Raw genomic sequence first — 23,274 nt, forward strand, 5'->3', positions numbered from 1 at the left:
GCAAATTCAACACCATTGCCTGAACGAATTACATAAAACTTATGACCAAAACCCGACAAATTATTTATGCGGTTGTGCTCAACCGAGGATTTTTACTGTTCCCACTGGTGCTGATCAGTCTGCTGGTTGGCAGTATTACCGCAGACGATCTGCGTTTTTTACTGGGGCATATGGACACACACGGTTATCAGCGTGTGATTGATAACGAGTCGACCATTACCATTTTGCTGATCGGGTTTGGGGCAATTATGGATGGTCGTAAAATCTTCTCAAAGCGTTTGCTGGAAAGTAAAAACGACCCAACGCTTGAACAGCACAGTGCCCTGAATGCCACCTCTGAATACTATGGCTTTATGCTGATTGTGATAGGCATTGCCATCGAAATTGTTGACCAAATCACAAGGTATCTTCGTACTTTTGACATCGACATTATGGCATTTGAGGCCATCTTCAGCCTGGTATTTAATGTGATTGCACTCATTGTGATGCTCAAAGCAGCCTACAGAATCGCGGCCATTGACATAGAAGCGCATCAGCTTTAAGCCTCTTCTCAGCGTATCTCATACACCCTCTGTAATACAAAGTAATATACTTGCGGCATTCGAGCCTGTAGGATAAAAATAGGTGTAAGTATCTAATATCAAAGCGCTAGGGATTGTTTTATGTCAACAGAAGCATTTACGGGCGAACTCATGCCCTTTGTCGGTAATTTTGTCGTAGAGAACTATCTACCATGTAACGGCCAGCTAGTCAGCATAGGGCAATATACGTCACTTTACTCATTGGTGAGTACCTTTTATGGTGGCGATGGTCGGGTCTCCTTTGCCGTGCCAGATCTGCGCGGCCGCAGCCTTATTGGCCACGGAAAGGCACCCGACTTAAAATATGATTATCAAATCGGTATGGTTGGGGGTATTGAAGAAAAAACGCTCACTGAATATGAGTTACCTACGCACAATCACACTGCATCGGTTCAGGTCCCCCCTTTCACAAGCAATACGACGTCATCCATGTCAGTTGCAAACAATTATGCCAATATACCAGCACCCAATACCGGCGCATTTCTTGGTAAACCACAGGATCAAAGTTTCTTTATACCAAACGCATTTGAGGCTGCCCAACCCGTTGGGATCAAAGGTGTGAATGTAGAGGTTCAGTCTGTGGCCGCGGCCAACGTTGGGATGCTTGACACAGGTCAGAGCGAGTCTATTGATATCCGCAACCCGGTTCAGGCAGTGAACTGGCTCATTTGTGCAGACAACCTGTACCCGTCACGTTCTTGATCAGAGCTAAGCTCAATCATCAGCATTTATCGGCTCGCATCCCTTAATACCTGCCAATTGGTGTATTCGGTATGTGCTGTAATACAAAGTAATATACTTCTGAAAAAGGATGAGGTATGGTTGATTTTGACTATAACGTTTTTAACAACAATGATTTAGGGAGAGCATGTTATGGCTGCCGACGCATTTATCGGTGAAATGATGCCGTTTACAGGTAACTTTGCAGTACGCCAATTCGCAGAGTGTGGTGGGCAACTCATTTCAATCTCACAATTCTCAGCAGCGTATGCCATCCTGGGCACATTCTATGGCGGCGATGGCAGAAGCACCTTTTCTATGCCAGACCTGCGTGGCAGAAGTCCTGTCAGCCACGGACAAGCACCAGGCTTATCCTATTACCCGTTAGGGAGCAAAGGCGGTAATGAAACCGTCCAACTGACAACCGCACAACTCCCTGAACACTCTCACTCGGCAGTTGCCTCAGTGCAAGTATCAAGCGCGGCCACGGCAACCTTGTCTGTGGCCTCCAACAATGCCAATAGCCCAGTACCGACTGCCGCTGCTTACCTTGGTAAACCGCAGGATTCGAGCTACTTTTTGCCAAGTCCATTTGAAGCAGAACAACTGGTAGAGATCCAGGGGCCAGACGTTCAGGTGGAATCAGTCGTCGACAACGCAACGGTCACAGTAGGCAACACAGGTTTAGGTCAGGAAGTTAGCTTACTGAGCCCGTTTACTACGATTAACTGGCAAATGTGTTTGAATGGACTGTTTCCATCCCGCGCATAATGGCTAATTAGACCACTTCGCATCGGGAGGCGATCCTCCTGATGTGAATTATTAAGTTACAAAGCGACCTAGTATTGCCCTGGCAGATAGCCAGGTAGTGATTTTATTGTGAACAACAGGCGCGCACTAGGACTAGCCGGCTTACGCCTGCCATACGCCTTCAGGCAATGCCATTCATTGCATCCATCTGATGCACTTTTTATCGCTATTTTAATAACATCTAACTGTGAGGTAGAACCATGCTAGTTGAAGCATACCAGGGTGATATGATGCCGTATGGCGGCGACTTTACTGTAGAAGGTTACGCACCATGCGATGGTAGCCTAATGTCAGTCAACCAGAATCAGGCACTGTTTACTATATTAGGCACCAAATACGGTGGAGATGGACGCAGCACATTTGCAACTCCGGATCTGCGTGGCAGAAGCCCGATACGCTATGGTAAAGGGCCAGGGCTATCGGATTACCCACTAGGCTGGAGGAGCGGAACAGAAAAAGTCAAACTCGCACCATATCATTTGCCCCCTCACTCACATAAAGTTGAAGCAATAGCCCAGTTCACTATGGTATCGAACAATGCCAATACTACTTACCCTGATTATACAGGCAATAGTTATATGGCGCCCATAAAGCCACCAAAACCTACACTACACACATCTTCCTCATCCTTCTTCACACCTTCTGACTTTGAAGAAGCCGATTTCCTGAGCCCCATCAAAGGGGTTGAAATAGAGGCCCTAGCTCTTTCAAAAGACTTTGACAATGTAGAGTTTGATATTCGCAACCCAGTTTTAGCCATTGGCTGGCAGATCTGTATTCTGGGTGCTTATCCGAGACGTGCTTAATCAATACTAACCGGGTGCAATGCACCCGGATTGGCCTGTCACTCTTCTTACTCACCCGTTCCTAGTCACCTTCAACAAACTCATCGATTCGCAGACCCTCTCTGTTACTTCACGCTCACACGACAATGACTCCAACCGTGTCACAAAAACCACACTAAAGAATGAAAAAAAAATTTATAACAACCATTAATTCGTAATCCTGTACAATATTCATCGCACATTAATCCAACTCTACTCTTAGGAAAAAACATGAAAAAACGAGTGTTACCTGCCATGCTCGCCACATTATGCTGGCACGCATCGGGAACTGAACTGGTACAGGATGGCCAGTTCGAGCAACAAACACTGGCTGAAGCACAGTTAAGCCACACCTCTGATGTCTGGACATTTTCCGATAGTCAAGCGGGGATCATTAACCTCTCCTCAGCTCATTATGCCGATCATCAAGCCGTAAATAACGTCGCCTTCATTGGTCAGGGTGCATCCCTGAGCCAGGCCCTGCCTGTGCCATTGAGTTTAACCAACAACTACATGATCCAGGCTAAATTGGGCGTGCGCGCCAGTGTTAACCCGGCCAACTTTAGAGTTGGCTTTCGCATTGCAGAGCACTTTGTTGATGTCACTCCTGATCTCACGTTAGTCGAAGGGGCATTTGTCCAGCTCAATGTGACCTTTGAGCCGACCGAGGCGCATCGTGCGCTTGCTGAGTTGACAGATACGATGGCACTGGAAATACACAATACCAGCATTGATGCCAATACCATTGATGTAGACGCCGTCTCCGTAGTTAGCCTGGCTAAACCACTGGATGATGACGGCGATGGCATGACCAATGACTGGGAAATTCGCTATGGATTAAATCCAGCAGATGCAAGTGATGCCAGTGCAGATGTAGATCAGGATAGCGCCAGTAACTTAGCTGAGTTTCTGGCCAATACTGACCCCACTGATCCCAACAGTTACCCGGCATTATTTGAGCCACTGGCGCAGGCCAACCTGGAAATACCCGGCGCCCTGAGATTAACGCCTAATGCCAGTGCACCAGTCCCTTGCAACCCAGAGCACACAGGCTCGATATACTACAGCAGTGTAGATAAGCAGATTTTTAGCTGTGATGGCGCACTCTGGCGCGAGTTACAAGGTGAACAAGGGTTACAGGGTGAGCAAGGACTCCAGGGGCCACAAGGTGAGCAGGGGTTACAAGGGCCACAAGGTGAGCGCGGACAACAAGGAGAACCAGGCATACAGGGGCCACAAGGTGAACAAGGCCTGCAAGGACCCAAAGGAGATCAGGGTCTGCCTGGCACCACACACTGGCGTGATGGCGCAACAACCGTATCAACCACCGTTTCCGTCGGTGTGGGCACCCAGTCACCCAGTGCAGCGCTGGAAGTGATTGGTAATGCCATCGCCAACGATCCTATCGCGCCAAACCATCTGGTGACCAAACGTTATGTTGATAATGCCAGTCAGTCTCTGGAAGCAAAATATGCCCGTTTACTCGACATGGTTAACGTCCTCAATCAGGAAGTGTACCCCAGCGATGGGATCAGCTGTGAAAGCATTGCCCTCAGTGACCCAACTGCAACATCTAACTTGTATCTGATTGATGCGGATGGTCCCGGTGGCGCACCTGCTATCCAGTACTTCTGTCACTTTGAAGACTTGACACTCTCCCGCCCGGTTGTCACCGATGGTGATACCACGGGCGCCAATAATAACATTGCGCTGGTCTACACGAATTCACTTTCACCGGGTAACTACAGCGCCAGTGGCACCGTTAACCAGTTCAGTCCGGCTGGCGCATTTGACGGCCACCTGTATTACACGGATCCAAATCCGAAAATTAACCCTCAGGCAGGTGAAATGCTGACGCACGGGATCTGGCTTGGCCCAACCAACAGCAACGAGTGGTTGCAAGTCTCCTTTGCCAGAAAAGCTGTGATCACCGGTTTTAGCACTCAGGTGTCGATGAAGCACGCAGAATTTTCACCACGGACACCCAAAGAAGTAATTGTTCAGGTGTCAGACGATGGCATCACATTCACCGATCATGAAACCATTACGATGGAAAAAGGGACCAGCCACGTTAAACTCTCGAAGGCTGCTTTAGGAAGCAGCTTCCGACTGCTGGTGCTGAGCACCCATGGCTCTGGCGACTATACTCAAATCGACGAAATGGAATATTACGGCTTCTTTGTTGATGAGTTTGCCAATAACAGTCCACAGGCACAGGGCAAAACCTGTCATGACATTCAACAAACCAATCCGACCAGCCAGTCAGGCTATTACACGATAGACCCGGACGGGGATGGCAGTGTCGCCCCATTTGTGGCGTATTGCGATATGGAGACCCTCGGCGGAGGCTGGACGCTGTTTGCCAATCATGCCGACGGTATTGACAGAAAGCTGATCCGTGAACCTGTCAGAGTCGACCAATATGGCGTGCTGGAATCCTCAAGATGGCAGGCACTGCGCGCTGCGATGACAGAGGGACTGATGTTTGTTGATGAGCACAGTAAAGTATCTATGATCTCGGCCTTCAATGTTACCAACCCAACTGGCGTAGGATGCCAGGGACTACTGGACGACACCGCCGCAGACTTAACGGCCACTTTCGACAACACCCCTCACCTCGAAGGCCTGAATATTTTCAGATCTGAGCCCACAGGGGTGCCCTGTAGTTATGTCGATAGCGGCACATTTACCATGGCGCAGCTTGCCGATAATACCGGATATTATCAATGGAATATTGCCGGTGCGGCTATTTTTAATGGCAATCCGGAGCGACAATTTACCATCTGGCCGTATCCGACCCTGTATTCTCACCCAGAACAGGATGTGCTGAAGTACTACATTAAATAACGCAACAGGTGCTGGCTAATGAACACATTAGCCAGCACCACTTCCTTCCAGTCAGACTAATCGCGCTCTTTACTGTCTTGTCAGTCATTATGAGTACGCTTCTAACAACTGCGCTTTAAGCAAAATTCATTTTTAACTTTACACTGCCAATATCTCAACGACAGCTCCACCAGATTCAAATACACCTTTGCCTGCTCTGAACAAGATGCCAGTATTTCTTTATGATTTACGCATTACAGGGCCTGTAAATGAATCAATTCATAACCTACAAAAAAGTCGCACATTATTATTTTTTTCATTGCGATCTGAGTTACAAATTACCCATTGCAGGAAATAGCAATAGGCGTCCGGGAAAGTGACTGTCAGATAATGCGGCAAAGAGCATAGAACCAACCCGGCTTTACCTTTACAACAATAAACAAAGGAACTACCACTATGGACTTTTTTTCCCGATACATTACCGGTGATGATCTCAGGAAGTTAAGAAAGAACAAAGGCGTGACAACACAGGCTATGGCAACTCAGCTTGGCGTATGTCGTAAAACCTATGAAAACTGGGAACGCGATGTTGGCCAACCTAAACTCAACCAATTCTTTGCAATGGTGACTTTTTGCTCCGTAGATATCTCTGATTTTCTCACCAAGATACGTCAGCACGGCCAGGCATGACTCTCTTCCCTCAGAGCGTTCAAAATGGGTCTGCTCTGAGGGCTTTAGTATAACCCCGAAAATCTCTTCAGGCTTCAGCCAGTGCCTCGGGCAGTTCATGCACCCAACGCACTTCTCGCATCCAGCTTGTCATTTTAGGAAACCCCTTTTCCGGGCAGGTCATATCCCAAGCGGTCAACAGTGGATCGCCAAATACTCCTCCATTTTGGAAACTCTCCTTCAGCGCCTGATTCATACCCTGATAACTGTTTTCCGGGAAAACCAGATCAATCGATAAGCCCAGGTGCCTAATGGCCGCTACAGACCAAGCCGTTGCCGCCATTTCTTCACCGTCCATCGCTTGTTTTTCGCGCCCATTTTTAAGCCCGTTTTTGTATACGTCTTTGTGCAGTTGTGGCCTGAATATCGGCTCACACACCGCAATGTGGCCCGCTTCATGGAGTATGTCTCCCGCGCAAACCAGTTTATCAACGTCTATATGTAGCACGCCATGTACGATTTGTAGCCCCGGCAAAAACATCTCTCCCTCAACAGGGCAAAGCGCATGGGGCAAATTAATGTCGCTCAGAAAGTCACAGATGATTTGAGTATCTTGGTCCATTATCGGCTCCTTGCACCGGGCATACATTGGCCCAGTTTGGTCTTATTTGATGATTTGCGAGTGTAGCGTTTTTAAAACATCTTAGATATTACATAAGATTACTGCATGAACGCCGATTGCGCCGCCGTTTTGGGTCACATTTTTAGATAGAAATCACGACACAGATCAATAAACGCCTCGCTATACTCCCCCATTTTGTTTCTCACACACAAACTGTGCAGCTCCTGCGTGGTTTGGTTGCGGTGGAATTCCAGCATCAGCCTGCTCACAGGTTTGTCGGGCGTCATGGACACATTACAACGGCGTGCCAGATATAGACCGCGCTGAACAGCCAGTGCAATAAACTCGTGCCCTTCCTGAGCTGGCAAAATCACCGCCAGCCGACCTTGTGCGTGACTGTGGTACATAAATGCGTCTATAAGCTGCACAAAGCTCAGGCTATCGGTATGGCGCGCAGTGTTACGAGCGGCATCCGGCCCTTTTAAGCTGTGGTTAAAGTACGGCGGATTGCTGATCACCAAATCATAAGATTGGTCCGAGACGAATGTCTGAATGGAAGTCTGGTGTACACAAATACCCTGCCAGGGGCTGGCGCAAATATTATCCTTTGCATCCAGAGAGGCCTGTGCATCAATTTCAACCGCATCAATAGCAAGTGATGGGGCGCGCTGTTTGCACATCAAACTCAGTAACCCCGTGCCTGCGCCAATGTCGAGCATGCGCTGTGCACCGGCCACAGAAACCCAGGCGCCGAATAACACCCCGTCGGTCGACACCTTCATTGCACTGCGCGATTGCGCCACCGTAAATTGCTTAAATGCAAAGCCTGCCATTTTGCTCCTTTGAGAAACCCGGATTGCCAAGTATAATTCCGCTATTGTCCTTTATTTGTGATGCACTATGCAATTTACTGAATTCGATCTCGACGGCACACTACTGACTGCCATAAAAAAAATGGGCTTTGAGCAAGCCACCAGCATTCAACAGCTGGCCATTCCGGAGGCCCTGATGGGCCGCGATATCCTTGCTTCCGCGCCAACGGGCACAGGTAAAACAGCCGCGTTCCTGATCCCGGCAATTCAGTATTTGATGGATTTTCCGCGTCGCGACCCAGGGTTTGCCCGTGTGCTGATCATGACGCCGACCCGCGAGCTGGCCTATCAGGTGTTTGAGCAATGCGAAGCACTGGCAGCAGGTACGCACCTGAAAATCGGGGTGGTGACCGGGGGAATTAACTACGGCAGTCACAAAGAGATCTTCGAAAAGAACAACGATATCCTGATCGCCACGCCGGGGCGTTTAATGGAATACCTCGAAACCGAGAACTTCCATGCCGATAACGTTGAGCTGTTGATCCTTGATGAAGCCGACCGCATGCTCGACCTGGGCTTTAAAAAAGAAATGCTCAAGATCTGTAACGAAGCGAAAAATCGCCGCCAGTGTTTCCTGTTTTCAGCGACTCTGGAAGGCGACAGTGTTGAGCTGTTTGCCGAGCGTATCTTAAAAGATCCGGCGCTGCTTGAAGCCGAATCATCGCGCAAAGAAAAAGGTAAAATTCATCAGTGGATCCATCTGGCCGATGATTACGAGCATAAACTGGCGATGCTGGCCAACCTGCTGCAAAGTGAAGACGTCACTAAGGCCATTGTGTTTGTCAAAACTCGCGAGCGTCTCGAAAAACTGGTTGGCGAGTTATACACCCAGGACATCAAAACCACCTGGCTGCGCGGTGAAATGCCACAGGACAAGCGCATGGCCGCCATGGCCAGCTTCCACAGTGGTCGCACCCGCATTCTGATCGCCACCGATGTGGCGGCACGTGGTATCGACGTTGCGGATATCAGCCATGTGATTAACTTTGATATGCCGCGGACCGCCGACATTTATGTCCACCGTATTGGCCGTACCGGTCGTGCCGGTAAAAAAGGCACCGCTATTTCACTGGTTGAGGCCCATGATGCTGAGATCCTCGGTAAGGTTGAGCGCTACACGGAGCAGAAACTAAAACGCCGCGTGATTGAAGGGCTGGAGCCAAAACACAAAGAAGCTAAGCTGCCGAGAAAGAAAAAAGATCCGGCAAAAATCAAAGCCAAGAAAAAGGCCGCCAAAGTCAAAGCGAAAAAGAAAAAGTAGCCTGACCAGAGCCATATCAGGACGCCGCCCGGCGTCCTGAGTTTTCCTGTTCACCTCTCCAATACCCCCCTTTATTTTTTATCCTGACGATAAAAATAACTCGCGAGCTAAGCACAGCTTTTGTCGTTATAGTCGCCAAAAATAAGCCTGATTAAGTGATCTATTCCGACAGTGAAAATTTGTTTTATTATGTACCCGTGGGAGCGGGTTGACGCCGAGAACGACAGTACCCTGCGCCTGATCCACGAAGCGGTATCGCGCAATCATATTGTTGCCATTACCACAGTCAATGCCCTGACCATCCGCGACAGCGTTGCCAGCGCGTTTTGCGATGTGTTCGTCAAGCAGGACAAGGTCTCCGACAACTTCGTTAGTTTTTACAACAAAGCCCAGTTTAAGCGTACTCAGTTGCCGCTGGCCGGTTTTGATGTGATTTTTATGCGCGCCAATCCGCCGCTCGATACCCTGGCCATGAACTTTCTTGACTCTGTGCGCGACGATACTTTTATCGTAAACGACATAGACGGGCTGCGTATTGCCAACAATAAGCTGTACACCGCGTCCTTTCAGGGCACCGCCAGTGAATTTATTCCAGCCACCCATGTGTCAAAAAACAAAGAGTACCTGGAGCGGATCTTCGCCGAGTCCAGCTGCGACCAAATGATCCTCAAGCCGCTCGACGGCTACGGTGGTCGCGGTGTGATTGTGCTGGAAAAAAGCGCCAAGCAAAGTTTCAGCTCCCTGCTGGAGTTTTATATTGGTGGCGATGAGTCTGGCAAGGGCAGCAATTATGTGATTTTGCAGGAGTATGTACCCGGCGCTGCAGAGGGCGATGTGCGGATCCTGATGCTCAATGGCGAGCCCATTGGAGCGATGAAGCGCATTCCCGACAGTAATGAAGTGCGTGCTAACGTGCATGCCGGTGGCAAAGTGGTTAAGCACAAACTGACCGCGCAGGAGCAGGCCCTGTGTAAACACATAGGCCCTAAGCTGGTACGCGATGGCCTGTACTTTGTGGGCATTGATGTGATTGGCGGCAAGCTGATTGAAGTGAATGTACTCAGTCCGGGCGGGATCTCTCGCATCAACCGTCTGAATCGCACCCGTTTGCAGGTACAAGTGATCGACTTTGTTGAAAGTGTGGTGCATGCCAAAGAGCTGGTAAACCATCGTAAAAATGCATTTCGTCAGGTAATTGAAGATGCCCATGCAGTCTGAACAAGCGCTGGTCGCGGCCCTTGCCGCCCAGCAACCCTTTGAAGGGGAAGTAGCCGGCGGTGCCGTGTATTTGCACATCCGCGAATATGTGCCTTATGTGGCGACAGCCGTCCATACCGGGAGCCGCTTGCGGACCTCCTTGCACGGCAATATAGCGCTAAGCGAGCAGGCCCGTTTTGAAGAGGAAGATCCCCACACCGGCGAGCTGATTGATGCCATGCCGATTGTGTTGATAGCCCGTGACTCCCGTTACGAGTACGACCTAAATCGCGCCCCGCAGCAAGCCATTTATACTCAGGCGTGGGGCAAAGAAGTCTGGCAACAGCAGCCCGATGGCACCGAGCGCGATCTCAGTCTGTCTAAACATGCGGCCTACTATCAGGTGCTTAAGCTGGTACTGGATACACTGGAGAAAAAGTTCGGTGCCTGTCTGGTGTTCGACATTCACAGCTACAACTGGCAGGTTCGCCAGTACGACTTTGCGCCCGACTTTAACCTCGGTACCGCTCAGCTCGATGCACTGCGCTGGCGTCCGGTGTTTAATACCCTCAGGCAGCAGCTGTGCCGCAAGAAGTTTCAGGGCGCACCGCTGAGCTTTGCCGAGAATAGCGTGTTTCAGGGTGACGGCTACCAGGCCACGTTTATCACTAAAACATACAAAAACACCCTGATCCTGCCGCTGGAAGTGCGTAAGTTCTTTATGGACGAGCTGACCGGGGAGCTCTACCCGCTGGTGTTCGAAAAGCTCAAGCGCAATCTGCATATTGCCCTGACCCAGACCGCACGGTTTTTTATTAAACGCTATTGCTCCAAAGCCATGGTGCAGTTTAACCATGTTCAGCAACACATTGACCCGGCCATCAAGTCGGTCGATCTGGCGCTGTATAAACTGGCCCGTAACCTGGACACTTTGCATTATGTGAACCCAACGAACATTGCTCAGGAAAAGCGCCGTTTCTTTAACAAAAGCCATTACCGGCCCCAGTTTAAGTATCGTCCGCTGCGCATGGATCCCTATGAATTTAAAGAGCAGCTCTATCGCTTGCCCGTGGCGGACATCAGCGATCCGCTGATCAAAGACATTTATCGCAAGCTGATTGATAACTTTGCCACCAAAATTGATGTGATCACTCAGGTCGGCAAAGAGCAGTTCTTGTATAACTCACTGCGTTACTATGGTGAACCGAGCGTCGATGACATCGCCAACGCGCGCTTTATCATTCATGCCACTGAGCCACAGCCGGCGGCGCCAAAAACCATCAATGCCGAACAGGCGCTGGGCCGCTTTGAGCAGGCCATTGCACAGATGCAGCTGCCCTGTAAGGTGAGCCTGTCGACTAAGCTGGTGGCCAAGGCCATGGTGGATAATGGCAAGAAAACCCTGCTGGTTAACAGCACGGCGATGTTCTCTGAGCTGGATGTGCGAGCGCTGATTGAACATGAAATTGGTGTGCACCTGCTCACCACGCTCAATGCCGAGCAACAGCCGCTGCATCTGCTGCGCCTGGGGCTGCCGGGCAATACCTATACCCAGGAAGGGCTGGCGATTTTCCGTGAGTTCCAGTCGGGGAATATCAACCTCATGCGCCTGAAAACCCTGGCGCTGCGGGTGCTGGCCGTGGATAAAATGGTCAACGGTGAGCAGTTTTATCAGGTGTATGAGTTCTTGCGTGATACCAGCTATCTGGGCAGCGCCGAAGCGTTTGGCCTGACGACCCGGGTGTTTCGCGGTGGCGGGTTTACCAAAGACCACCTGTATCTGAAAGGCTTCAGAGACGTGGTGAAGCTGTCGCAGCAGCGCTCGCTCGATAACCTCTATCTGGGCAAAACCGGGCTGGCGCAGCTGGATGCCATTGACATGCTGGTTGAACGCCAGTTACTGGATAAACCGGCCTACTTGCCGGATTATAGCCGCGATCCAGCTCAACCGGATGCTATCCTCAGCTATCTGATCAGCTGTATAAAATAAGCCAACGGCTTTTATCTTGTCAGACACGGGGTTACACTGCATACAGCACTCACTGATGCAGGAACCCCGATGCTCACAGCACAACAAGTCACCGATCTGGAAGTGTATCTGGCCCATTTACGCCTGAAGATTGACCCCGCACTGGCACAAAAGTATCCCATCTTTGCGGGCAAGCCTTATCCGCTTGGGCGCTGTAAAGAAGTCCGCAATGCTATCCAGGAGCTGCTCAAAGCTGAGCTGGCAAAAGAGCCCGTTGCGGCACCTCTGCAACCGCTCAAAGCCCTGCTGGACACCGGCCTGACGCTCGAGCCGGTATGGGGCTCGCTGCGTGATGAGTACTTTCAGAATGCGCTGGTGGTCGGCCCCTGGTACCTGGATGCAGCCAATGATACCGTTAACCCCAATAAACCCCGGGTTGAGATCCGCTTACTTGCAGAATCTGGGTTTGGTGCCATTACCAGCTTTGAGCAGTTCGTTAAAATTGCTCGCAGCTACTGGGAGGTCGACGTCTATCGTAATGAGATTTTCCCGGCACTGGCCCCGTTTATGCCTTTGGTGTGTGTGAGCCATACCGGAGTCAGCTGGTTTGCCGCCGCCAACGACGACATGCTGCTACTGGCACGCGACAGTGCCTTTGAGCTGGTCGAACGGGTGCTGCCCTCTTTGCCTGCACCGCCACCGGCACTCACCGATAAATGGCACAGCGCCGCGGCCGGTGTTGATATGCCCAGCCAGCTGTTAAAAGCGCAAACACACAGTGCCCAGGCCATGTGCCAGCACTACCGCAACGAGGGCAAACACCTGGATATCCTGTTTCGCGATGAAGTGGTGCTTGCCTACCTCAGCCTGCCGGTAAACGTGCAGGTGTAACACTGCCTCTGGACAGCACAACGGTGGCTATTAAAGCGGCCACCACCACAGGCATGCTCCACAAGTTGAGCGTCTGCCAGCCCACCGTGGCTTCCAGAAATCCAGCACTCAGTGAGGATGCCACCACCATGCTGAAGACCAGAAATTCATTACAGGCTTGTGCCTTGGCACGCTCCTGCGGCGCATACGTCTGACTGACCAATTGCGTGGCGCTGATAAACATAAAGTTCCAGCCTACGCCAAGGGCAAATAAGGCCAGTAAAAAATGCCAGTGGCTCACGCCCAGCAGGTTAATACCGGCACTCGCCAGATACAACACACAGCCTAACAGGATCATAACGCGTGCCCCGAAGCGTTCAATCAGCTTGCCGGTGAAAAACGACGGCAGGAACATGCCCAGCACATGCCACTCAATCACCAGTGCGGAGTCCGCCAGATCAAAGCCATGACGATGCATGGCCAGCGGCGTTGCTGTCATCAGAAAGTTCATCACGGAATAGCTGATCATGGCCACTAGCACCGCCAGCTGAAACTGCTTCTGTGTCACGATTTCTTTCAGGGTCCGGGCGGGTGCATCAGTGGTATGTGGATCCACTTCCGTAAAGCGTACGCCCTGCAGGAGCAGTAAGGCGAGCACATACAAGCCGCTAAGCGCAACAAATGAATTAGCATAATTAAGTGCCGGATACACCTCATTGACCCAAACGGCCAGATTCGGTCCTAAAATCGCTGCCACCACACCACTGGCCATAATGGTCGAAATGGCCGTAGCGGGCTTGTCACTGGCCTCTATGGCCGCAAATCGATACAAGGTGGCAAAACCAATACCGATACCAATCAAAGTGGTCGCCACACAAAACAGCGCAAAATGACTTTCTCTGAGCGCCCAGACACCCAGCAAGGTGCCACTGATCCCGACCAGATTACCCAGTGAGAAGCCCAGTCTGCGACCGGTTTTAGCCATGATCAGCGAGGCCGGAATGGTCGCCATCAACAACCCTGCCATCTGCATAGCCACAGGCAAAGTGGTCAGCGCCGCCGACGGGCTGAGCAGCTGCCCCACCAGCGCAGAGATGGTCACCAGCAGAATATTTCCCGTGGTGATCAGGCCCTGACAGCAGGCCAGCAGCAAGACATTTTTATTCAATGAGATAGTGCTCCAAAGATCTGAGAAGAGGGCTTGTCGCCCTTATGCGGGTTATCACTCCCACTCAGGAGGGATAGTTTTACGCTCAGCAGGCGCGCCCACCCGGCATTGATTCGCCTGTTCATAACAACGCTGAATACACCGCGCCTGAAGCGGATCGGCACTGACATAATCGTCCTGGCAGCGCTGCACACAGGCACGCTCATTATGCTCGCATGTTACAATAACGCCACCAGCCTGCGTACTGAACTGGCCCTGACAGCCAGCCAGTAAGCCCATAATTACACCTAACCCTAGTCCTTTAGTCACCATGGTTTTACTCCTGCTTAGTTTTGCTCAGCGCGCAAAAACACCGGCTCATTGGCTTTTTGGGTGGCTTCTTCGCTGTAGTAGTAACCCGCCACATCAAACGCTTTTAATGCCTCGGGAGACTCGACCTGGTTGTCCAGAATGTAACGCGCCATCATGCCACGGGCTTTTTTGGCATAAAAACTGATGACCTTGAACTGACCATTTTTGCAGTCTTTAAAAACAGGCGAGATGATCTCGGCTTTGAGTGCCTTTTTGTCTACCGCTTTAAAGTATTCATTTGATGCCAGATTGATTAATACCTGACTATTAGCCGCTTCAAGCGCTTCGTTAAGCTTGTCGGCAATGATACGGCCCCAGAATTCATAGAGGTTTTTGCCGCGCGGATTATCCAGCTTAGTGCCCATCTCAAGGCGATACGCCTGCATCAGATCCAGTGGCTTAAGCACGCCATAGAGGCCAGACAAAATACGCAAATGTTGCTGTGCATAGTCCAATGTTGCGTCATCCATACTCGCTGCATCCAGGCCGGTGTACACATCGCCATTAAACGCCAGTACAGCCTGCTTGGCATTATCGGGAGTAAAAGGCTGCGACCAGTCGGCAAAGCGCGCTGCATTCAGACCCGCCAGCTTGTCGCTGATCTTCATCAACGTGCCTATCTGTTGCGGTGATAAGTCGCGACACACGTGGATCAATTCTTCACTGTGTGTGAGCAGTTCGGGCTGGGTAAAACGCGCGGTATGCGCCGGAGTATCATAATCGAGATTTTTTGCCGGGGAAACGAGAGTGATCATGGCCTGCCTATTGACTTAACTATTGATAAATGTCAATTTCAACACTATCCCCCGGTGAGCGCAAGCGCAATATTCATCAGGGGTTCGACACTGCTTGCCCAGTTGCTGGCAGACCAGCCTGTTTGCAGTTCGTCACGCAAACCCCGACTGACGAAATGCGCTCTTGCATCCAGCATTCGGATTTTCTCGTGAAGTGACCTCGCAAATACGGACATATGACCTATTCACACAGGTCACGGTAATGCAACATAGGAAAAGTAGACTTTTTGACACGCTGCTATGAATTGGAATGAGGACAGCATGACTTCAGCATTAGATAGGCTAAAACAGCATTCATCTATCGTCGCCGACACCGGAGATATCGAGGCAATCCGTAAACACCAACCGGAAGATGCCACCACTAACCCGTCTCTGCTTTTAAAAGCAGCCGAGATGCCTGCTTATCAGGATTACCTGAAAGCAGCCTGGGATTACGCCAAAAGTCAGCATGACGACGCAACGCAACAACTGGAACTGGCTTGTGATTACTTTGCCGTACTGATTGGTAAAGAGATTGCCAACATTGTACCTGGCTATATTTCAACCGAAGTCGATGCACGCTTATCGTTTGATACCGAAGCGACCATTGCCAAAGCACAGCAGCTACTGGCGCTCTATGAGCAGCTGGGTGTCAGCAAAGACAAGATTTTAATTAAAATCGCGTCTACGTGGGAAGGCATCAAAGCCGCAGAAGCGCTGGAAAAGCAAGGCGTGAAATGTAACCTGACCTTGCTATTCAGTCAGGCGCAGGCCCGTGCATGTGCCGATGCTAACGTGTTCCTGATCTCGCCATTTGTTGGCCGTATTCTGGACTGGCACGTCGCCAATGGCTTGGAAAAGCCGACCGATCCACTACAAGATCCAGGCGTACAGTCTGTACGCAGTATTTTTGAATTCTACAAACGTCATGGCTACAACACGGTTGTGATGGGTGCCAGCTTCCGTAACACCGGCGAGATTGTTGCACTGACCGGCTGTGACAAGCTGACTATCAGCCCGGCACTGCTAGAAGAGCTGGGAGAGCTGCCAGCTGCTGAAGATTACCTGCTGGATAGCGAGTACGAGGTTATTGCGAAACCGGCCCCTCTGAGCGAAAGCGAGTTCCGCTGGTTGCACAACCAGGATGCCATGGCCACTGAAAAACTGGCTGAAGGTATTCGTGCCTTTGCTGCGGCTCAGGAAACCCTGGAAGCACGCTTCAAAGCGCTATAAGCACAAAGCATATAATGCGAAAAACGCCACCTTGTGTGGCGTTTTTTTATTCCCGACGATTTATCACTCCGCTCTGCGCCTCCCTGCCCGCTAGCGCTTTATTTTCCTGACTTGCGCATAACTTGAAGCAAATTTGAGCTTCATCAAACTGTCACCTGCTTTTAACCTGCCAGACACATTTTTATTTTACTTTTCTCTTGTCTGTGGTATACCAGCATTACTTGAAGTGTGTTTTTCATTCAAATTGGGTAATGCGTAAACACAAATCTTTGAGGTTAGTACATCAATAGGAGAAATTCATGGATAGCCTAGACGATTTTATTTCAACACTAGAAAGTCCTGCACCAAAGAGAAGAACCTCATCTAAAGGCAAAAAAAGAAAGTGGCGTGAAATTGAAGCGCTGAAAGACAAACAACGCCTGCGTAAGGAATTGGAAGAACTGGATATCTTCGCAGACAGCATTGACCTGGACGAACTTGACTTTATTTAACAAAAAAGGCGCATTTTGCGCCTTTTTTTGTTGCCTAAGTTTGAGCTCAGACTTGCCAGTCAATGGGCGTTTTGCCCATGCTTTGCAATAGCGTATTGGTTTGCGAGAAGTGCTGACAGCCAAAAAAACCGCGGTGCGCTGACAGCGGAGACGGGTGAGGTGCGTGCAACACGTGATGACGTTGCTGGTCAATCGCCTTACCTTTCTTTTGCGCATGCGCGCCCCACAGCAAGAAGATAACCCCTTCGCTGTGTTGGTTAAGCTGTGCAATCACGGCGTCAGTAAAGCGCTCCCAGCCAAGATGCTTATGCGAGTGTGCCTGTCCCTGCTCCACCGTCAGTACGGTGTTGAGAAGCAGTACGCCCTGCTCTGCCCAGGGCAGCAAATAGCCGTGGTCAGGGATTTGAAAGCCCGCGATGTCTTGTGCCAGTTCTTTATACATATTGGCCAGTGATGGCGGCGCCTTGACGCCTGGCAACACAGAGAAACACAGTCCGTGAGCCTGATCAGGTCCGTGGTAAGGGTCCTGACCTAGGATCACGACTTTGACCTGCTCAAAAGGGGTTGCCTTGAACGCCTCAAACACAAAGTCCTCAGGAGGATAGACAGTGACGCCCTGCGCCCGACGCTCGGCAACATAGGTTAGGGTGTCCTGAAAATACGCTTGTTGTTTTTCGTGCCCGAGCACGTCACTCCAGGTTGTCATGTTTAGTTCCCAGTGGTTGTGAGTTTCTGATAGTAAGTTCGCGAAGCATCCAGTTTATCACATAATCCGCTCAGTCCTTCAAGCACCCGGCTGGTATAGCGGTGCAATAGATCGGCGTTCACTTCTATGTATTGCTGATGCTTGGCAGCCGGGATTTCTGGCCACTTTTGCCAGTCTATTTTTGGCTGCGCTTTTTTGGATTTTTCCTGCGGGATCACTATCACCTGTGGCTTTGTATGTAGCACGTTCTCGATACTGATCTGCGGATATGCTGTGGTGGCATCGGCAAACACGTTACTGGCCCCGCACACCTCCAGGGTTTGATGGATCCAGGTGGTGCCATTGACTGTCATCATAGGCGCAGGCCACAGCTGGTAAAAAACAGACACAGGCGTGGCCAAGCGATAACGTTCCTGCAATTTTGCCAGGCCTTGCTCAAAGCGCCGAGCCACCTGCTCAGCGTTTTCTTCCAGAGCGGTTAACTGGCCTAGCCAGCGCAGCGAGTGCGGGATCTGTTTTAAATCTTTGGTTTCACTGTACACCACTTTGATGCCGAGCTGCTCAAGCTTATCCAGGTCGGCTTGTTGATTACCGCCCTGCCAGGCAATCACCAGATCAGGCGACAAAGCCAGCAGCTTCTCAAGAGCTATGCCATGATAACCGCCAATACGTGGGATCTGATTGGCCTCAGCAGGAAAGTCCGCGTATTCCACGGTGCCGACGATCCGCTCTCCTGCGCCAATGGCATATAAGTTCTCGACTATATGTGGTGCCAAAGCCACAATCCGTTTGGCAGGCGGCGCGGAGCTATCATCTGCGCTCGCTGAAATCGCAGTCAACAAGAATACCATGCTCAGCCAGATGATAAGGACCTTGTTCATCAAAAGTCGAATCCTTTTTGTGCTTTGATCCCCGCTTCAAACGCGTGTTTCACATTGCGCACCTCACTGACGGTATCGGCCAGCTCAGTCAGGCGACGATGTGCACCACGGCCGGTGATGATCACCGACTGCATCGCAGGGCGGTTTTCCAGCGCCTCAATCACTTCATCCAAATCAAGATAGTCATAGCTGACCATATAAGTGAGCTCATCCAGCAGCACCAGGTCGATACTCTCGTCTTGCAACCACAGCTTTGCCTGCTGCCAGGTGTCCTGTGCCGCCTGGGTATCCGTTTCACGGTTTTGTGTCTCCCAGGTAAAGCCTGTCTTCATAACGGCAAACGGCACCCCCGCACGTTCCAGCAAGTTGCGCTCACCGCACTCCCACATGCCTTTAATAAACTGCACAACCGCTGCATTCATGCCATGCCCCACGCAGCGGGCCACGGTGCCAAACCCTGAAGTGGACTTACCTTTGCCATTGCCGGTGATCACCTGCAAAATGCCTTTTTCTTCCTGTGCCTGTTCGATTTTGGCATCGACCTGCTCTTTCACTTTTTGTTGCCTTGCCTTGTGTTTATCCTGATTGTGTTCGCTCATGTTGTCCTCTGCTCACTGATTGCCAGAATTTTATCTATGTCTAAATGGGTTTCGCACATATCTGCCAGCCGATCAAGTTGCTGCTCCCGATGCTCAGCCAGATTGAATCCGCCACCACTGTAGCGACCTTCACTTGCCCAGTGCAGTACACAGGTTAGCCCCTCGGGACTGTCAAACAGTCCGTGCAAGTAGGTGCCTGCCAGCTGGTTGTCCTCACTGATAAACCCATCAACTTGCCACCCTGATGGATGTGCAAAAAACTGTAAAAATGGCTGCGCCAGTGCCGGGCCCTGACTGATCCCGCAGTGGATCTCATAGCCATTCAATGGCGTTTGCTGTGCGTTTAAAAGGCAGTTTGCCTGCACCTGAGTCAGGGTTTTATTACGCGTCAGTTTGGTATCAAATTCCGCCAGTCCCAGGCCTTTAATAGCGCCCAGCGTCGATTCAACCTGCTCCGGATCGCAAATGCTATTGCCCAACATTTGAAATCCGCCACAGATCCCAAGCACCTTGCCGCCGTAACGCACATGGCGTTGCAGCTCAAGGTCCCAGCCTTCTGCGCGTAAAAAGGCCAGGTCATTAAGGACATTTTTACTGCCGGGAATGATCACCAAGTCGGCTGCGCCTATGGTTTCGGTGTGGCGCACATAACGCAAGTCCACTTTGGGGTCTAATCGCAGGGTATCAAAGTCGGTGTGATTACTAATATGTGGCAGTAGCAGTACCGCTACTTTGACCTCAGGACTGTCGATGCGATTGGCCATAGTCACGGCATCTTCGGCATCCAGCGCCAGATCATGCAGGTAAGGCAGCACGCCCAATACAGGTTTACCGGTATGCTGCTCCAGCCAGTCGAGGCCGCTTTGTAGTAAGGCAATATCGCCGCGAAAGCGGTTGATCACAAACCCCTTAACCAGGGATTGCTCATATTCGCTCAGCAGCGCCAGGGTACCAACCAGATGAGCAAACACGCCACCCTTGTCGATGTCCGCAATGATGATCACCGGGCAGTCTACCTCACAGGCAAATCCCATATTAGCAATGTCGTTCTCTCGCAGATTAATTTCCGCCGGGCTCCCGGCCCCTTCTACCACACACAGTACATACTGTTCGCTGAGCCTTTGGTGTGAGGTCAGTACCGCCTGCATCGCAACTTTTTTGTAGTCATGATAGCCCGCCGCTTCCATGTTGCTCAGCGCTCGGCCATGTACGATGACCTGGGCACCGGTATCTGAATTCGGCTTAAGTAAGATGGGGTTGAGGTCGGTACTGAGCGGTACTTTAGCGGCCATGGCATGTAGCGCCTGAGCCCGGCCAATCTCGCCACCATCTGGTGTGACCGCACTGTTAAGTGCCATATTTTGTGGTTTAAACGGAACGACCTTAACGCCACGGCGCTGTAATGCCCGGCACAAGCCAGCTACCAGTGTGCTTTTACCCGCATCAGAGGTGGTGCCCTGCACCATTAACGTATTCATAGCTCCCCTCCTTTAAGTGTCAACGGCAGACCCGCCATCACAAAATCGACTTTATCCGCCAGTGCGGCAATGTCCTGATGTAACCAGCCTGCTTCATCAACAAAACGGCGACTTAACTCGCCAAGCGGCACGATGCCGTGGCCCACTTCATTGCTGATCAGAATAATCTGTGCATGGCTGGATTTCAGGGCACTCAGCAGCGCCGCGCGCTTGCTTTGAAATGCCAAGTTGCTGTAGTCGCACAGCGCTGTGGTCAGCCATAACGTCAGGCAGTCAATCAATACGCCATCATTGGGGCCAAGCGTGCTCAAAACCTGATCTAATGCCCAGGGCTCCTCGACTAGCTGCCAGTGCCTGGTGCGCGTTGCCTGATGATGGGCGATCCGCGCGGCCATTTCCTCATCCCCGGGGCGTGCCGTGGCAACATAAATTAGCCGGGTAACTTCGCCGTCACTCAGCCAGCGCTTGGCTCTTTGCTCACCTAACCTGCTTTTTCCTGAGCGAGCCCCGCCGAGGAGCAATTCCACCCGTCCTGTCATAACCAGACACCCAGGCAAAATAGATACACAGCGACCTCACCCAGTTGCTGCGCCGCGCCCAGGCAGTCTCCGGTATAGCCACCAAGCTGACGCTTAAACCAGTAAATACAAATCGTGCGGCATAGCCAAAGTACACCAAGCAGCACGATGCTTTGCCATAACGTAAACAGCCCGGCTACCCAGCTCACTATCAGCAAGCTCAGTCCACAAACGTAGAGTAACTGCTTACTTTCATGGGCAAGAGACTGGGCAACCGGCTTCACTTTACTCTGCGCATCCGCCTGCACATAGTCCAGTTTACCGATCAGGCTGGTCGCCATGGTCCGGCTCAGGCCATGGGCTAGAATGAGCGCACCGCAGACATACAGGGCGCGCTCGCTCAGTGCCAGCAAAGCCTGATATTTGCTAAGCAGCAAGATGATCAATGCGGCAGCACCATAAGTGCCAAGACGGCTGTCTTTCATAATGGTCAGCTTGTCGGCCACGCTCCAGCCGCCTCCAAAGCCGTCCCAGACATCGGCAAAGCCATCTTCATGGAATGCGCCGGTGATCAGCAGTCCGCCGCCTAGCGTGAGCAATACCGCCATGCCTTCGGGCAAGAAGCTGCTCAGCAATAAGTAGATAAGGGCCAGCAGAGCACCCAATAACACGCCCACCCAGGCAAAATAGCCACTGGCCTGATTAATATCCTGCTCGCTGACCTCGCCCGTCACTTTAACGGGAATACGGGTCAGAAAAATCACCGCCAGTTTAAATTGTCTTAGCGCATTCATGAGGGTTCAACCACCTGAGTGACGACTGCGGCCTCGAAACTGGCCATCTGATAGTAAAACGCCAGCGCGCTCTGACACAAGGGTAAGGCCAGTGCAGCACCCGTGCCCTCACCAAGTCGCATGTTCAGGTTCAGCAGTGGCTCAACATTGAGCCAGTTCAGCATCGCCTGATGCCCAAGCTCACCCGAGCAATGGGCGAAAACCATATAATCTTTACACGCAGGGTCAATCCGATAAGCCAGCATGGCTGCGGCTGTCGCAATAAAGCCGTCCACCAGAATGACCTTCTGAACACGGGCAATCTCCAGCATGGCACCGACCATCTGACAGATCTCAAACCCGCCTAAACGGCGCAATACTTCACGTGGGTCATGCAATGCCTCACGATGTAATCGCAAAGCCTGCTCGATAAGTTGTTGCTTTTTCTCTACTACCTCGTTGCTGACGCCGGTGCCTCGCCCGACCGTTTCAGCACTTGTCAGCCCGCTCAGGGCAGAAAAAATGGCCGCCGCCGCGGTGGTGTTGCCGATCCCCATTTCGCCCAATGCAAATAAGTTAGTGCCTGATGCCAGTGCAGGCTTTACCGCTTCTTGACCTAATGCCAGGCCTTGCTCCAACTGCGCTTCACTCAGTGCGGGTTCAAGGTGCAAAGGTCGGGTGATATTACCAAGACGCTGCGACACCACATTCAGCTCAGGCGCCGGTGGCGTCAAAATACCACAATCAATCACGCTCAGTTGCCAGCCAAGCTGAGCGCATAAAACATTAATGGCCGCGCCACCAGTGGCAAAGTTAGCCACCATCTGGGCGGTCACTTCACTGGGTGCAATGGAAACGCCTTCGCCTGCAATGCCATGATCGCCGGCAAAAATCAGCATCTGAGGACGCACAATATCTGGTTTTTCGCTTTCAAGCTGACTGCGCTCCATGCCCTGACTTAAAATCGTGACCAGCTGATGTGCCAGCGTTTCAAGCTTGCCCAAAGCGCCCTGAGGCTTAGTCTTCATATCTATGGTGTGCTGAATATGCGTGTCATGCTGGCGGTTGAGTTGTGGGATCAT

25 protein-coding genes are annotated in these 23,274 nt (G+C 51.3%); 12 read left to right on the forward strand and 13 right to left on the reverse strand.

Annotation, left to right across the window (positions count from 1 at the left end):
* Positions 1 to 41 precede the first annotated feature (41 nt).
* The 6 genes from L1285_RS03500 to L1285_RS03530 all read left to right on the forward strand — a co-directional run bounded on the left by L1285_RS03500 (position 42) and on the right by L1285_RS03530 (position 6,451).
* A complete protein-coding gene (locus L1285_RS03500) occupies positions 42 to 542 on the forward strand; it encodes a hypothetical protein (protein WP_235410990.1) in 501 nt (166 codons plus the stop codon).
* A 120-nt stretch (positions 543 to 662) separates the two neighbouring features.
* A complete protein-coding gene (locus L1285_RS03505) occupies positions 663 to 1,283 on the forward strand; it encodes a phage tail protein (RefSeq protein WP_235410991.1) in 621 nt (206 codons plus the stop codon).
* 171 nt (positions 1,284 to 1,454) lie between these two features.
* Entirely contained in the window at positions 1,455 to 2,072 is a 618-nt protein-coding gene (locus L1285_RS03510; protein WP_235410992.1) for a phage tail protein, read from the forward strand.
* 239 nt (positions 2,073 to 2,311) lie between these two features.
* On the forward strand, positions 2,312 to 2,917 hold the full coding sequence (locus tag L1285_RS03515) for a phage tail protein (protein WP_235410993.1): 606 nt from the start codon (positions 2,312 to 2,314) through the stop codon (positions 2,915 to 2,917).
* 249 nt (positions 2,918 to 3,166) lie between these two features.
* Entirely contained in the window at positions 3,167 to 5,782 is a 2,616-nt protein-coding gene (locus L1285_RS23535) for a fibrinogen-like YCDxxxxGGGW domain-containing protein (protein ID WP_268835955.1), read from the forward strand.
* A gap of 435 nt (positions 5,783 to 6,217) precedes the next feature.
* Positions 6,218 to 6,451, forward strand: a complete 234-nt coding sequence (locus tag L1285_RS03530) for a helix-turn-helix domain-containing protein (protein WP_046002947.1) — start codon at positions 6,218 to 6,220, stop codon at positions 6,449 to 6,451.
* Positions 6,452 to 6,518: 67 nt separating this feature from the next.
* Here L1285_RS03530 and L1285_RS03535 read toward each other — a convergent pair whose 3' ends face one another.
* Together L1285_RS03535 and L1285_RS03540 are read right to left on the reverse strand one after the other, a co-directional pair.
* Positions 6,519 to 7,052, reverse strand: coding sequence for a hypothetical protein (locus L1285_RS03535; RefSeq protein WP_235410994.1), 534 nt, complete (start codon positions 7,050 to 7,052; stop codon positions 6,519 to 6,521).
* Positions 7,053 to 7,186: 134 nt separating this feature from the next.
* A complete protein-coding gene (locus tag L1285_RS03540; RefSeq protein WP_235410995.1) occupies positions 7,187 to 7,885 on the reverse strand; it encodes a tRNA1(Val) (adenine(37)-N6)-methyltransferase in 699 nt (232 codons plus the stop codon).
* A gap of 67 nt (positions 7,886 to 7,952) precedes the next feature.
* Here L1285_RS03540 and srmB point away from each other — a divergent pair, with 67 nt between their 5' ends.
* The 4 genes from srmB (at position 7,953) to L1285_RS03560 (ending at position 13,242) form a co-directional block, all read left to right on the forward strand.
* Complete coding sequence (gene srmB / locus L1285_RS03545) at positions 7,953 to 9,185, forward strand: ATP-dependent RNA helicase SrmB (protein WP_235410996.1); 1,233 nt, start codon at positions 7,953 to 7,955, stop codon at positions 9,183 to 9,185.
* A 171-nt stretch (positions 9,186 to 9,356) separates the two neighbouring features.
* Entirely contained in the window at positions 9,357 to 10,403 is a 1,047-nt protein-coding gene (gene gshB, locus L1285_RS03550; protein ID WP_328285012.1) for a glutathione synthase, read from the forward strand.
* A complete protein-coding gene (locus L1285_RS03555; protein ID WP_235410998.1) occupies positions 10,387 to 12,372 on the forward strand; it encodes a flavohemoglobin expression-modulating QEGLA motif protein in 1,986 nt (661 codons plus the stop codon). Before gshB ends, L1285_RS03555 begins: the two co-directional genes overlap by 17 nt.
* Positions 12,373 to 12,441: 69 nt before the next feature.
* Positions 12,442 to 13,242 (forward strand): hypothetical protein, encoded by an 801-nt coding sequence (locus tag L1285_RS03560; protein WP_235410999.1) that lies wholly within the window; start codon positions 12,442 to 12,444, stop codon positions 13,240 to 13,242.
* Here L1285_RS03560 and L1285_RS03565 read toward each other — a convergent pair.
* The 4 genes from L1285_RS03565 to L1285_RS23540 are packed head-to-tail and all read right to left on the reverse strand — an operon-like array spanning position 13,214 to position 15,671.
* Complete coding sequence (locus L1285_RS03565; protein ID WP_235411000.1) at positions 13,214 to 14,389, reverse strand: MFS transporter; 1,176 nt, start codon at positions 14,387 to 14,389, stop codon at positions 13,214 to 13,216. The genes L1285_RS03560 and L1285_RS03565 overlap by 29 nt on opposite strands.
* 54 nt (positions 14,390 to 14,443) lie before the next feature.
* Positions 14,444 to 14,701 (reverse strand): hypothetical protein, encoded by a 258-nt coding sequence (locus L1285_RS03570; protein WP_235411001.1) that lies wholly within the window; start codon positions 14,699 to 14,701, stop codon positions 14,444 to 14,446.
* A 14-nt stretch (positions 14,702 to 14,715) separates the two neighbouring features.
* Entirely contained in the window at positions 14,716 to 15,495 is a 780-nt protein-coding gene (gene yaaA, locus L1285_RS03575) for a peroxide stress protein YaaA (protein ID WP_235411002.1), read from the reverse strand.
* A gap of 44 nt (positions 15,496 to 15,539) precedes the next feature.
* Positions 15,540 to 15,671 (reverse strand): hypothetical protein, encoded by a 132-nt coding sequence (locus L1285_RS23540; protein WP_268835956.1) that lies wholly within the window; start codon positions 15,669 to 15,671, stop codon positions 15,540 to 15,542.
* 124 nt (positions 15,672 to 15,795) lie between these two features.
* Between L1285_RS23540 and tal the strand changes: the two genes are divergently transcribed.
* The gene (tal, locus tag L1285_RS03580) at positions 15,796 to 16,746 is read left to right on the forward strand and encodes a transaldolase (protein WP_235411003.1); all 951 of its coding nucleotides are present in this window, start codon (positions 15,796 to 15,798) and stop codon (positions 16,744 to 16,746) included.
* 299 nt (positions 16,747 to 17,045) lie between these two features.
* Positions 17,046 to 17,237 carry a DUF3545 family protein gene (locus L1285_RS03585; RefSeq protein WP_125557981.1) on the forward strand — a complete coding sequence of 64 codons (192 nt, stop codon included), beginning with the start codon at positions 17,046 to 17,048 and terminating at the stop codon, positions 17,235 to 17,237.
* 46 nt (positions 17,238 to 17,283) lie between these two features.
* Here L1285_RS03585 and ung read toward each other — a convergent pair whose 3' ends face one another.
* Genes ung through cobT form a run of 7 tightly spaced genes read right to left on the reverse strand, consistent with a single transcriptional unit; the run spans position 17,284 to position 23,274 of the window.
* Positions 17,284 to 17,943, reverse strand: coding sequence for a uracil-DNA glycosylase (gene ung / locus L1285_RS03590; RefSeq protein WP_235411004.1), 660 nt, complete (start codon positions 17,941 to 17,943; stop codon positions 17,284 to 17,286).
* A 2-nt stretch (positions 17,944 to 17,945) separates the two neighbouring features.
* Complete coding sequence (locus L1285_RS03595; RefSeq protein WP_235411005.1) at positions 17,946 to 18,824, reverse strand: cobalamin-binding protein; 879 nt, start codon at positions 18,822 to 18,824, stop codon at positions 17,946 to 17,948.
* Complete coding sequence (cobO, locus tag L1285_RS03600) at positions 18,824 to 19,423, reverse strand: cob(I)yrinic acid a,c-diamide adenosyltransferase (protein WP_046002960.1); 600 nt, start codon at positions 19,421 to 19,423, stop codon at positions 18,824 to 18,826. Before cobO ends, L1285_RS03595 begins: the two co-directional genes overlap by 1 nt.
* Positions 19,420 to 20,901, reverse strand: coding sequence for a cobyric acid synthase (locus tag L1285_RS03605; protein ID WP_235411006.1), 1,482 nt, complete (start codon positions 20,899 to 20,901; stop codon positions 19,420 to 19,422). Before L1285_RS03605 ends, cobO begins: the two co-directional genes overlap by 4 nt.
* Positions 20,898 to 21,440 carry a bifunctional adenosylcobinamide kinase/adenosylcobinamide-phosphate guanylyltransferase gene (gene cobU / locus L1285_RS03610; protein WP_235411007.1) on the reverse strand — a complete coding sequence of 181 codons (543 nt, stop codon included), beginning with the start codon at positions 21,438 to 21,440 and terminating at the stop codon, positions 20,898 to 20,900. Before cobU ends, L1285_RS03605 begins: the two co-directional genes overlap by 4 nt.
* The gene (locus L1285_RS03615; RefSeq protein ID WP_235411008.1) at positions 21,437 to 22,213 is read right to left on the reverse strand and encodes an adenosylcobinamide-GDP ribazoletransferase; all 777 of its coding nucleotides are present in this window, start codon (positions 22,211 to 22,213) and stop codon (positions 21,437 to 21,439) included. The genes cobU and L1285_RS03615 overlap by 4 nt, the downstream gene beginning before the upstream one ends.
* The gene (gene cobT / locus L1285_RS03620) at positions 22,210 to 23,274 is read right to left on the reverse strand and encodes a nicotinate-nucleotide--dimethylbenzimidazole phosphoribosyltransferase (RefSeq protein WP_235411009.1); all 1,065 of its coding nucleotides are present in this window, start codon (positions 23,272 to 23,274) and stop codon (positions 22,210 to 22,212) included. Before cobT ends, L1285_RS03615 begins: the two co-directional genes overlap by 4 nt.

The sequence above is a fragment of the Pseudoalteromonas sp. DL2-H2.2 genome (assembly GCF_021532535.1).
GTDB classification, from domain to species: Bacteria; Pseudomonadota; Gammaproteobacteria; order Enterobacterales; family Alteromonadaceae; genus Pseudoalteromonas; species Pseudoalteromonas rubra_A.

Bases quoted from the DNA above. Each gene is read 5' to 3' on its own strand.
- L1285_RS23535 (WP_268835955.1), top strand. From the start codon at position 3,167: ATGAAAAAACGAGTGTTACCTGCCATGCTCGCCACATTATGCTGGCAC.
- L1285_RS03510 (WP_235410992.1), top strand. From the start codon at position 1,455: ATGGCTGCCGACGCATTTATCGGTGAAATGATGCCGTTTACAGGTAAC.
- L1285_RS03515 (WP_235410993.1), top strand. From the start codon at position 2,312: ATGCTAGTTGAAGCATACCAGGGTGATATGATGCCGTATGGCGGCGAC.
- L1285_RS03585 (WP_125557981.1), top strand. From the start codon at position 17,046: ATGGATAGCCTAGACGATTTTATTTCAACACTAGAAAGTCCTGCACCA.
- yaaA (WP_235411002.1), bottom strand. From the start codon at position 15,495: ATGATCACTCTCGTTTCCCCGGCAAAAAATCTCGATTATGATACTCCG.
- L1285_RS03560 (WP_235410999.1), top strand. From the start codon at position 12,442: ATGCTCACAGCACAACAAGTCACCGATCTGGAAGTGTATCTGGCCCAT.
- L1285_RS03500 (WP_235410990.1), top strand. From the start codon at position 42: ATGACCAAAACCCGACAAATTATTTATGCGGTTGTGCTCAACCGAGGA.
- srmB (WP_235410996.1), top strand. From the start codon at position 7,953: ATGCAATTTACTGAATTCGATCTCGACGGCACACTACTGACTGCCATA.
- L1285_RS03505 (WP_235410991.1), top strand. From the start codon at position 663: ATGTCAACAGAAGCATTTACGGGCGAACTCATGCCCTTTGTCGGTAAT.
- cobU (WP_235411007.1), bottom strand. From the start codon at position 21,440: ATGACAGGACGGGTGGAATTGCTCCTCGGCGGGGCTCGCTCAGGAAAA.
- cobO (WP_046002960.1), bottom strand. From the start codon at position 19,423: ATGAGCGAACACAATCAGGATAAACACAAGGCAAGGCAACAAAAAGTG.
- cobT (WP_235411009.1), bottom strand. From the start codon at position 23,274: ATGATCCCACAACTCAACCGCCAGCATGACACGCATATTCAGCACACC.
- L1285_RS03605 (WP_235411006.1), bottom strand. From the start codon at position 20,901: ATGAATACGTTAATGGTGCAGGGCACCACCTCTGATGCGGGTAAAAGC.
- L1285_RS03595 (WP_235411005.1), bottom strand. From the start codon at position 18,824: ATGAACAAGGTCCTTATCATCTGGCTGAGCATGGTATTCTTGTTGACT.
- L1285_RS03540 (WP_235410995.1), bottom strand. From the start codon at position 7,885: ATGGCAGGCTTTGCATTTAAGCAATTTACGGTGGCGCAATCGCGCAGT.
- tal (WP_235411003.1), top strand. From the start codon at position 15,796: ATGACTTCAGCATTAGATAGGCTAAAACAGCATTCATCTATCGTCGCC.
- ung (WP_235411004.1), bottom strand. From the start codon at position 17,943: ATGACAACCTGGAGTGACGTGCTCGGGCACGAAAAACAACAAGCGTAT.
- L1285_RS03555 (WP_235410998.1), top strand. From the start codon at position 10,387: ATGCCCATGCAGTCTGAACAAGCGCTGGTCGCGGCCCTTGCCGCCCAG.
- L1285_RS23540 (WP_268835956.1), bottom strand. From the start codon at position 15,671: ATGCTGGATGCAAGAGCGCATTTCGTCAGTCGGGGTTTGCGTGACGAA.
- L1285_RS03535 (WP_235410994.1), bottom strand. From the start codon at position 7,052: ATGGACCAAGATACTCAAATCATCTGTGACTTTCTGAGCGACATTAAT.
- L1285_RS03615 (WP_235411008.1), bottom strand. From the start codon at position 22,213: ATGAATGCGCTAAGACAATTTAAACTGGCGGTGATTTTTCTGACCCGT.
- L1285_RS03530 (WP_046002947.1), top strand. From the start codon at position 6,218: ATGGACTTTTTTTCCCGATACATTACCGGTGATGATCTCAGGAAGTTA.
- L1285_RS03570 (WP_235411001.1), bottom strand. From the start codon at position 14,701: ATGGTGACTAAAGGACTAGGGTTAGGTGTAATTATGGGCTTACTGGCT.